At 73.6% G+C, this 7,440-nt stretch carries 8 protein-coding genes and 1 pseudogene; 4 read left to right on the top strand and 5 right to left on the bottom strand.

Annotated features, from left to right (window positions below; translation table 11 throughout):
* Positions 1-74 precede the first annotated feature (74 nt).
* From AB0J52_RS20245 to nucS, 3 genes are all read right to left on the bottom strand, one after another.
* Positions 75-674, bottom strand: a complete 600-nt coding sequence (locus AB0J52_RS20245; RefSeq protein ID WP_500183145.1) for a TetR/AcrR family transcriptional regulator — start codon at positions 672-674, stop codon at positions 75-77.
* Between the two features lie 108 nt (positions 675-782).
* Positions 783-1,181, bottom strand: coding sequence for a DUF3224 domain-containing protein (locus AB0J52_RS20240; protein ID WP_500183144.1), 399 nt, complete (start codon positions 1,179-1,181; stop codon positions 783-785).
* Positions 1,182-1,195: 14 nt separating this feature from the next.
* The gene (gene nucS, locus AB0J52_RS20235; protein WP_500183143.1) at positions 1,196-1,876 is read right to left on the bottom strand and encodes an endonuclease NucS; all 681 of its coding nucleotides are present in this window, start codon (positions 1,874-1,876) and stop codon (positions 1,196-1,198) included.
* Between the two features lie 166 nt (positions 1,877-2,042).
* Here nucS and AB0J52_RS20230 point away from each other — a divergent pair, with 166 nt between their 5' ends.
* From AB0J52_RS20230 to AB0J52_RS20215, 4 genes are all read left to right on the top strand, one after another.
* Complete coding sequence (locus AB0J52_RS20230; RefSeq protein ID WP_500183142.1) at positions 2,043-2,228, top strand: hypothetical protein; 186 nt, start codon at positions 2,043-2,045, stop codon at positions 2,226-2,228.
* A gap of 142 nt (positions 2,229-2,370) precedes the next feature.
* Positions 2,371-3,870 (top strand): 3-hydroxyacyl-CoA dehydrogenase family protein, encoded by a 1,500-nt coding sequence (locus AB0J52_RS20225; protein WP_500183141.1) that lies wholly within the window; start codon positions 2,371-2,373, stop codon positions 3,868-3,870.
* Between the two features lie 68 nt (positions 3,871-3,938).
* Positions 3,939-4,253 carry an Rv1322 family protein gene (locus tag AB0J52_RS20220; protein WP_500183140.1) on the top strand — a complete coding sequence of 105 codons (315 nt, stop codon included), beginning with the start codon at positions 3,939-3,941 and terminating at the stop codon, positions 4,251-4,253.
* 180 nt (positions 4,254-4,433) lie between these two features.
* Complete coding sequence (locus tag AB0J52_RS20215; RefSeq protein ID WP_500183139.1) at positions 4,434-5,228, top strand: alpha/beta fold hydrolase; 795 nt, start codon at positions 4,434-4,436, stop codon at positions 5,226-5,228.
* 21 nt (positions 5,229-5,249) lie between these two features.
* On the opposite strand, the gene AB0J52_RS20210 is transcribed toward AB0J52_RS20215, so the two are convergent.
* A complete protein-coding gene (locus AB0J52_RS20210; RefSeq protein WP_500183138.1) occupies positions 5,250-6,674 on the bottom strand; it encodes an AI-2E family transporter in 1,425 nt (474 codons plus the stop codon).
* Between the two features lie 221 nt (positions 6,675-6,895).
* A pseudogene (locus AB0J52_RS20205) lies at positions 6,896-7,440 on the bottom strand (DivIVA domain-containing protein); the annotation flags it as partial.

Genomic DNA, 7,440 nt, shown 5'->3' with positions numbered 1-7,440 from the left:
CGCCCTGACCCGCGCCCGTCCGCCGCCACCGGCCCGTCCGCGCCGCCCTGACCCGCGTCCGCCCCGGCCGCCGGTCAGGGCGGGGCGGACGCGATCGCCGGGACGGCGTAGGTGCGCAGGAAGTCCCGGGTGGCCTCCTCACTGCGCTCCCGGTCCATCACGATCAGCGAGGTGATCAGGCGGAACAGGAACTCGACCGTCCCCTCCACGTCGATCTCCGCCCGGACGAGCCGCAGCCGCTGCGCCGCCTCGAAGTGCGGCCGGACGTACTCCGCGCACACCGCGAGCACCTGTTCGCCCGCGCCCGCGACCGCCGCCTGCATGTGCCCGGCCGCCTCCGGCACCAGCAGCCGCGCGATGGTCGGCTCGGCCCGGACGAACGCCACCGCCGACAGCGTCCCCTCGACGATCGCGTCGGGGACCGAGCGCTCCCGGCGCAGCCGCTCGGCCAGGACGTCCATGAAGCGGCGCAGGCTGCGCAGCACGACCGCCAGGATCAGCTCGTCCCGCCCGCCGGTCACCGCCCGGTAGACCGTGGCGCGCGACAGCCCGGCCGCCGCGGCGATGTCCTCGACCGTCGTCTTGGCCACGCCGAACCGCCGGAAGCACTCCTCGGCGGCGTCGATGATCCGCTCACGCGCGCGCTCGGCCGCGGCCGCCGGAACCCCAGACATGCTCGAAGCGTACGGCCTCCCCACCCCCGCGCACCCGCCCTCCACAAGGCTGTGGAAAACCCGGAGGGCCCGCGCGCCATCGCGGCGCGCGGGCCCTCCTGGAGCGGATCAGCCGAGGGTGTAGTCGAGGTCCCACTCGTGCGAGCCGTCCGGGCGGGCGGTGATCCGGCCCTCGCCGCGGATGCCCGCGAGCTCCCCGGTCCCCGACGTCGGGACGATCAGCCAGCGCAGCCACTGCCCGCCGTCGTCGCTGCCCGCGCTGTGCTGGAGCACGAACGAGCCCTCCCGCCCGTGCAGGATGCCCTCCACCGTCTCCACGCCGACGTACGCCACGGGCCCCGCCGCGGTCTCCACGGTGATCAGGTCGGCGACGCTCGTCCCGACCAGGTCGCCGTGGAAGGTCTTGCGGACCCGGACCTTGGTGAGCTTCCGGTCGTCGCGCTCGTCGTAGGGCTTCTCGTCGTCCCAGGCGTCGATGTCGAAGGTTCCGGCGGCGATAGCGTTCATGCGCTCATGATGGCTCAGAACAGCGTGCCCTCGTGCTCGATGCCGCGCAGCGCGTCGTAGTCCAGCGTCACGCAGTCGATCCCGCGGTCGGTGGCCAGCACCCGCGCCTGCGGCTTGATCTCCTGGGCCGCGAACACCCCGCGCACCGGCGCGAGCAGCGGGTCCCGGTTGAGCAGTTCCAGGTATCGGGTGAGCTGCTCGACACCGTCGATCTCGCCGCGCCGCTTGATCTCCACCGCGACCGTCGCGCCGCCGGCGTCCCGGCACAGGATGTCGACCGGCCCGATCGCGGTCGGGTACTCCCGCCGGACGAGCGTGTAGCCGTCCCCGAGCGTCCCGATGTGCTCGGCGAGCAGCTCCTGCAGGTGCGCTTCGACCCCGTCCTTGACCAGGCCCGGGTCCGGCCCCAGCTCGTGCCCGTGGTCGAGCAGCACCTCCTCGATCGTGAGGATGAGCCGCTCCCCGGACTTGCTGTGGGTGACCGTCCAGCGGGAGACCGCGCCGTTCTCCTCGAACGCCTCCTCGCGGAGCGTGCACGGCGGGTTCATCCAGTTCAACGGCTTGTAGGCGCGGTCGTCGGCGTGGATGGACACGCTTCCGTCCGCCTTCACCATGATCAGCCGGACGGCGGAGGGCAGATGGGCGGTGAGCTTGCCGGCGTAGTCGACGCTGCACCGGGCGATAACGAGACGCACGTCGGGTGAGCTTAGTGACCCCCCAGACCCCACCGCGCCCGAACGCGGCTCCTAAGGCCTCCTGGGAGGGGGACTTAGGGCGTTGTGCCGATGCCGGGGGTGGGGGCTTAGGACGAATCTCAAGGGTGTCGGGCCGAGGGGTCCGGCTCCTGGAGAAGGGGTTCGGATGTTCCACAACGATGTGATCTACGCGGTGATGCGGGAGCGGCAGCGGGAGATGCTGGCGGCCGCGAAGGAGGAGCGGGACGCGGTGGAGGCACGGCGGGCGCGCGAGCGGCGGGACCGGGAGGCCCTTCTCACGGCCGCGCCCTGGCGTCCGCGGCACCGCCACACCGCGCACGCCGCCCGTTGAGGCGTCCCGGCGGGCGATGGGGCCCGCGCGGTGGACGGTCGGGCCAGGTGGGCGGACGGCCCGACGCGCGCGCGGGGCGGGGATGCCCCGAAGCGCAAGCCCACGTCCTCCCGGCGTCGCGGCTTCTGGGACACTGCCGTCCATGAGTGAGGGTTCGTTCAGCAAGGTCGGAGTCGTCGGCCTCGGCACCATGGGTGCGGGCATCGCGGAGGTGCTGGCGCGCGGCGGACTCGCCGTCGTCGGTGTCGAGATCAACCAGGAGGCGCTGCAGCGCGGCCGGGGCCACCTGGAGAAGTCCACCGGACGGGCGGTGAAGCGCGGCAGGCTGACCGAGGACGGGCAGCGGGAGATCCTGGACCGGATCCGGCTGACCACCGACTTCGGCGACCTCGCCGACTGCGACCTCGTCGTGGAGGCCGTCCCCGAGCGGCTGGACCTCAAGCACAGGGTGTTCGCCGAGCTGGACAAGGTCGTCCGGGACGACGCCATCCTCGCGACCAACACCTCGTCGCTGTCGGTGACCGCGATCGCCGCCGCGACCGGCCGTCCGGCGAAGGTCGTCGGCGTGCACTTCTTCAACCCCGCGCCGGTCATGAAGCTGGTCGAGGTCATCGGGACCGTGCTGACCGAGGACGGCGCGGTGGACCGCGTCGCCGCCCTGGTCCAGGGGCTCGGCAAGACCCCGGTCGTGATCGGCGACCGCGCCGGGTTCGTCGCGAACCGGCTGCTGTTCGGCTACCTCAACGACGCCGCGCACATGCTGGAGACCCGGCACGCGACGCGCGACGACATCGACACGGCGATGACCGCCGGCGGCGGGCTGCCGATGGGCCCGTTCACGCTGATGGACCTGATCGGCCTGGACACCTGCCTGGAGGTCCTGGAGGCGATCCACGCCGAGACCCGCGACCGCCGCCACGCGCCCGCGCCGGTGCTGCGCGAGCTGGTCACCGCCGGGCTGCTCGGCCGCAAGACCGGCCGCGGCTTCTACTCCTACGACGCCGCCGCGGACGACACCCCCGCCGACGACGTTCCGCTCCCGTCCGTCGCGATCGTCGGGAACGAGGCGCTGTCGCGCGCGTTCGCCGCCGCCGCGTCCGCCGCCGGGGCCCCGACCGCCAAGGTCGAGGAGGCCGACCTGATCGTGGCGTCCGGCGAGGACGCCGACGTGGCGTCCATCGAGGGCCGCGCGAAGGACGGCGCGGTCGTCCTCAGCGACGGCGGCCTGACCGGCGGCGGCGCGCTCGCCGCGCACAAGCCGGAGGCCGAGCGCCCGCTGGTCGAGATCGGCCTCACCCCCGTGACCCCGCCGGCGTCCGCCGACCGGGCCGCGACGCTCGTCGCCCGCCTCGGCCTCACCCCGGTCCGCTGCCGGGCCCGCCGCGGCTTCATCGTGGACGCGCTGCGCTTCCCGTACCTCAACGACGCCGTCGCCATGCTGGACGCGGGCTACGCGGACGCCGACGCCATCGACGCCGCCATGACCCTCGGCTGCGGCTACCCGGCCGGTCCGATCGCCGAGATCGACCGCCTCGGCATCGGCCGCGCCCTCGACCAGCTCGAATACGACCCGGACGAGGCGAACCCGGACGTCAGCGACCGGCTGCGCGAGCAGTGGGACCTCGGCCTCACCTTCCGCTGAGGCCCGGCCCTCAGCCGAGCCCCGGCGCGGGCGGGGGGCACCCCGTCCGCGCCTTTATCCTTGATCGCATGAGCCCCCGCAAGAACCGCCGCAGCACGCCGGACCGGCGCGGTTCCGGCGGTGGCGCGTCCTGGGTGGACGACACCGAGGACGGCCCGGACGGCGAGTGGCACGTCCGGACGGTGGCGGGCGCGAACGCGGCCAAGTCCTACCGCTGCCCCGGCTGCGACCAGCTCATCCCGCCCGGTGTCGGGCACGTCGTCGCCTGGCCCGCGGACCGCGGCGGCGCCGACGACCGGCGGCACTGGCACCGGCCCTGCTGGCAGGCCCGGCTGCGCCGCACGCCCAACGTGGTCCGGTCCCGGAACGCCCCCCGGTACTGAGCGGCCTCCCGGCGCTGAGCGGGTCCCGGTACTGAGCGGCCCGCCCGCGCGGCGTGGACAAACCCGGACGGCCGATCGCGGCCAGAGGTGTCGGCCGGATGCGCCTTCGGGGTGACGATTGGCTGACCGCCGAGTGGCTGGTGAGGGTCGAGGTCGTCAACGGGGAGGGGCAGCGCCGTCATGACCGTCGTGCAGCTGTACGCCAGGGACGTCGGGTCGGGCACGCCGCTCGTGCTGCTGCACGCGTTCCCGCTGTCCTCGGCCATGTGGCTGGCGCAACGGGAGGGGCTGGCGGGCCGGTTCCGCGTCGTCACCCCCGACCTGCGCGGTTTCGGCGGCTCGGTGCTCGGCTCGGACGTCCCGTCCGTGGACGCCATGGCCGACGACGTCGCCCGCATGTTCCGCAACCTCGGCATCCCGCGCGCGGTGGTGGGCGGCCTGTCCATGGGCGGGTACGTCGCGATGGCGCTGTGCCGCCGCCATCCGGACCTCGTCCTCGGCCTGGTGCTGTGCGCGACCCGCGGGGCCGCCGACGACGCCCGGACGAGCGCGGCACGGCTGGCGCAGGCCGACCGGCTGGAACGCGACGAGGACGTCTCGGTCCTGGTCGATCAGATCCTGCCGGACCTGGTCGGCCCGACCACCATGCGGCAGCGGGCCCTCGTCTACGGGCGCGTGCGCGGACTCGTCCAGTCCACCCCGCCGCGCGCGGCCGCGTGGGCGCAGCGCGCGATGGCCGGACGCCCCGACGCGTTCGACACCCTCCGCGGTGTGAAGGTCCCGGCGCTGGTCATGGTGGGCGGGGAGGACGTCCTCGCGTCCGAGGCGGAGGCCCGCGCGATGGCCGAGGCGCTGCCGAACGCCGAGCTGGTGGTCGTCCCGCGCGCCGGGCACCTGGTCCCCGTCGAGCAGCCGGACCTGTTCAACCAGGCCGTCGCCGAGTTCGCCGGCGCCCTGTCCCGCTCCGCCACCTGACCGCCGGCCGGCGGGCGGCGGTCAGGAGGCCTCCTGGCGAGGCAGCACGATCTCCCGGATGAGCAGCGAGATCGCGGCGGCCGTCGGGATCGCGATCAGCGCCCCGACGACGCCGAGCAGCGCCGCGCCGATGAGCGCCGCGACGATCGTCACCGCCGGCTGGACGTCCACGGTCTTCTTCATCACGCGCGGGTAGACCACGTAGTTCTCGATCTGCTGGTAGACCACGTAGAACACCACGGCCGCGATGCCCTCGTAGACGCCGGTGAGGAAGGCGACCAGGCAGACGATCACCGCGCCGATCGTCGCGCCCACCAGCGGGATCAGGTCGGTCACCGCGACGATCAGCGCCAGCGCGAGCGCGTACGGGACGCCCAGGATCTCCAGGAAGATGTAGGACGTCAGGCCCGCGATGAACGCGATCGTGAACTGGCCCGCGACGTACCCGCCGATGCGGTCCAGGATCTCGTCGCCGAGCAGCGCCACCCGGGGCCGCCGGGTGCGCGGGACGAGCTGGTAGAAGAACGCCTTGATCTGCGGCAGCGAGCTCAGGAAGTACAGCGTCAGGATCAGCACGGTCAGCGTCTTGAAGGTGCCGCTGAGCGCCTGCTTGCCGACGTCCACGGCCCAGTTGGCCATGTCCTGCTGGAACTTGGAGTCGTTGATCTTGTCCTGGGCCTGCTGCAGCAGGTGGTAGCGGCGGTCCCAGTCCGCGATCCGGCGGTTGCCCTGGAGCTGCTCGATGTAGTGCGGGAGGTCCTGCGTCAGCCCGTTCACCTGGTCCACGATCGGCGGGACGAGCGAGGCGACGACCCCGGCGAAGAACAGCACGACGCCGAGGAACACCACCGCGACGGCCCAGCCGCGGGACAGCCCGAGCCGCTTCAGCCGCTCCACCGCCGGGTTCAGCCCGACCGCGAGGAACATCGCCACCACGATCGTGACCAGCGTGGACTTGGCTCCCGTGGCGGCCTTCAGGAGCAGGTAGGCGGTCATCACGCCGAGCGCGGCGGTGAAGCCGAACACGAACGGGTGGTGCCGTCCGAAGGGCTCGCCGGGCCGGCCGAACGGGAACCGGCGGTCGGCCTTGGCCTCCTGCTTCAGCTGCTCGACCTGCTCGACCGCGTCCGCCTCGTTGACGACCGAGACGACGGCCACCGGGACCGCGCCCGCGGCCACGGTCTCCGCGGTCGTGTCGTCCCCGTCGGCCTTCTCGCCGCCGGCCGCATCTGACGCACCGTCGGCGGGAGGGGAATCCGGCTCGGAGTCGTCGGCGGTGCTCTTCGAGGCCGCCGGGGCGGCGCCGTTGACGTCCTTCGAAACGGTCGCGTCGTCGCCGGCGGGCGCGGTGTCCGCGCTGTCGCGGGTGTCCGGTTCGGACGTGGTGGCGGCCCCCGTGGCGCGGGGCGGTTCCGTCCCGGGGGACGGCGGGGTGTCGTCGGGCACTCCGGCTCTCCTCAGGTCCTCGTCCGGGCGGACGTTCAGGACGAAAACCATACATGGGGTAAAGCAGTGTTAACCGCTAGCGAAGCCCCCTCGGCGAGCCTTCCCGCTGAAAGCGGACACCAGCGACGGCGCGCGGACCCCGGGGGAAGGCCCGGGAACGGCGAAGGCCCAGCGGCGGGAGCCGCTGGGCCTCGGAAAACGCCGGGACGACCGTCAGGCCGTCACTCCTGCCACCAGTCCTCGTCGTCCTCGTCGGACTTCTTGCCCTGGGGGCCCTTCGGCGCGGGCTTGCCGGCGGGCTGCGGCTTGGGCTGGCCGTTCTGGCCGGACGGCCCGGACTGGCCGCCCTGCTGGCCCTGCGCCGGGACCGGCTTGGGCTTCGGCTCGGGAGCCGGGGCGGGCGGGGCCGCCTTCTCGATCGCCGGGGCCTCCTCGACGCCGCCGAGCGCCGGGCCGACGCCGCCGATGAGCTGGCGGAGCTGGTTGAGGTGGCTGGTGATGCTGTCGCGCTGGCGGGTGAGCTCGTCCACCTGGCGCTGCGCGGCGGTGCGGATCCGCTCGGCCTCGGCCTTGGTCTCGCCGAGCAGCTGCTCGGCCTGGCTCTTGGCCTCGCTGATGATCTGGTCGGAGTTCTTGCGCGCGTTGGCCATCAGCTGCTTGGCGTGCGAGTCGGCCTCGCGGCGCGTCTGCTCGGCCTGCTGGGTGGCCTTGGCGGCGCGCTGCTCGGCGGACGCGGCGCGCTGCTCGGCCTCGGCGACCAGCTTCT

The organism is Spirillospora sp. NPDC049652 (genome assembly GCF_040675125.1).
Lineage (GTDB): Bacteria > Actinomycetota > Actinomycetes > Streptosporangiales > Streptosporangiaceae > Spirillospora.
Note: the sequence above shows the minus strand (reverse complement) of the source record. Positions and strands in the feature narration are given on the sequence as shown.